Source organism: Corallococcus sp. AB049A (genome assembly GCF_003668885.1).
GTDB lineage: Bacteria > Myxococcota > Myxococcia > Myxococcales > Myxococcaceae > Corallococcus > Corallococcus interemptor.
The window spans coordinates 1-1,730 of the sequence record NZ_RAWL01000772.1 but is presented as its reverse complement, the minus strand read 5'-3'; the positions used below and the strand labels follow the sequence as shown (position 1 = coordinate 1,730).

The following is a 1,730-nucleotide window of genomic DNA, read 5'->3' as shown; positions in this document are numbered from 1 at the left end:
AGATTTGTATAAGAGACAGGGGCGTGGTGGTGGGCCTCACGCAGGGGTGGCTCTTGCGGCGCGAGGTGCATGGCGCCGCGGTGTGGGTGGCGGCGTGCGCGGTGGGCTACGGCATGGCCGGGCCGGCGGCGGACTGGAAGGCCCGGGCCTGGAAGGAGGCTGTGGAGATGGGCACGACGTGGCGCCTGTCCTCCATCACCCTGACGGCGCAGGCCATGACGTGGGGCGCGCTCGCGCTGTGCATGGCCATTGGTGGCGCGTTCATCCTTTCGAGCCTGCGCACGCAGGTGCTGCCCGCGCCGGGCTCGCGGATGCCGGGCGCCCTTGGGCAGTTCGCGGTCCTGGGGCTGGCGCTGCCGTTGATGGTCGCGCTGGAGGCCCGGGAGAAGAGCCAGCCGCCGCGCGAGTTTCCGCCGCCCAACGCTCCAACCCGGCTGCAGCCCCGGCCCACGCGGACCTGGGGGCCCGCCGGCGAGTCCAACGTCCCCGGGTGCGCGTCCCGGGGCTGTGCTCCGGTGCAGACCTCCGGCGGGGAGCGGCCTCCGTCCTCGCGAGCCCTCTTCGACCCCGAGCCCCGTCAGGCGCCCACCGTCCACGACGAGCACCTGTTCACGCTGCCCCCCACGGGGAAGATGCCGCCGCCCCGGCCCTCGCGGCGGTGGAACAACCGCGCGAGCACGGAGGGCCAGCCCATCGAGCCCGCGGCCTCGGGTTCCCGGCGGGACAACCCCTACGAGAACGACCTGCCCTGAGGGCTTCAGGGCGCGCGCTTGCCGTGGGTGGGAACTTCCTTGCCCACCTCGTGCCGAAGGGTGCGCGCGCTTCGTCGTGAGGTGGACACGCGCCACGCCGCGCGGGCCGGGCACGGCGGTTGCTCTGTCGCGTGGGCATGGGACGAGGCGTGTGGGTGGGCGCGTTGGTGAGCGCGCTGGTGTGGGGCGGGGCGGCCGAGGCCGCGAGCAAGGCCACGGCGACGAAGAAGGAACGGCCGGTGGTCCAGCTGGCGGACCGGGCACTGTGGCGGGCGAAGTCCTGGGTGGGGATGACGACGCTGGCGAAGATGAGCTCGACGGTGACGGATGACTGCTCGGGCATGACGCGGCTGGCGTTCCAGCAGAAGCGGTTGGACCTGCTGCCGGACGACGTGCTCCCGGAGGAGAACGGCGTCACGGCCATCCACCGCAAGGCGCGCGCGCTGGGGATGCTGACGGACACGCCGAAGCCGGGCGCGCTGGTGTTCTTCACGAACACGTTCGACAAGAACCGCGACGGCCTCATGAATGACGGCCTCACGCACATCGGCATCGTGGAGCGCGTGGGGGCGGACGGCACGGTGACGTTCGTGCACAAGTCGGGCGGGCTGGTGAAGCGCTCGCGCTTCAACCTGCAGCAGCCGGAGGCGCGCAAGGACGCCAAGGGGCACGTGCTCAACGACTGGCTGCGCCGCAAGGGGAAGAAGACGCGCGGCTACCTGGCGGGGGAGCTGGTGGCGGGCTTCGCGTCGGTGGACGAGCGCTGGCGCTCGCCCGAGCCGCCGCGCCTGGCCTCCGCGAAGCTCGCCGTGAAGGGTGACGCCCGGAGCGCGCGGCGCTAGACACGGCCGGCCGATGTCCACCGTCGAAGCTCCGCCCGAGCCCCCGAGTTCCGGACCCGTCCCGCCGGCAGCGCCCGAGGTGCGTCCCGAGGCGCCGCCGCGCAAGAGGCGGTGGGCGCGCTGGGCGGTGGGGGGC

Annotated in this window: 2 protein-coding genes; both read left to right on the top strand. The window is 73.4% G+C overall.

Going from position 1 to position 1,730, the window contains the following annotated elements:
• The coding region (locus tag D7X55_RS39250) for a hypothetical protein (protein WP_233610359.1) at nucleotides 1-752 on the top strand (752 nt) is incomplete at its 5' end.
• 131 nt (nucleotides 753-883) lie between these two features.
• Nucleotides 884-1,594 carry a CHAP domain-containing protein gene (locus tag D7X55_RS39245; protein WP_147470418.1) on the top strand — a complete coding sequence of 237 codons (711 nt, stop codon included), beginning with the start codon at nucleotides 884-886 and terminating at the stop codon, nucleotides 1,592-1,594.
• Nucleotides 1,595-1,730: the final 136 nt, after the last annotated feature.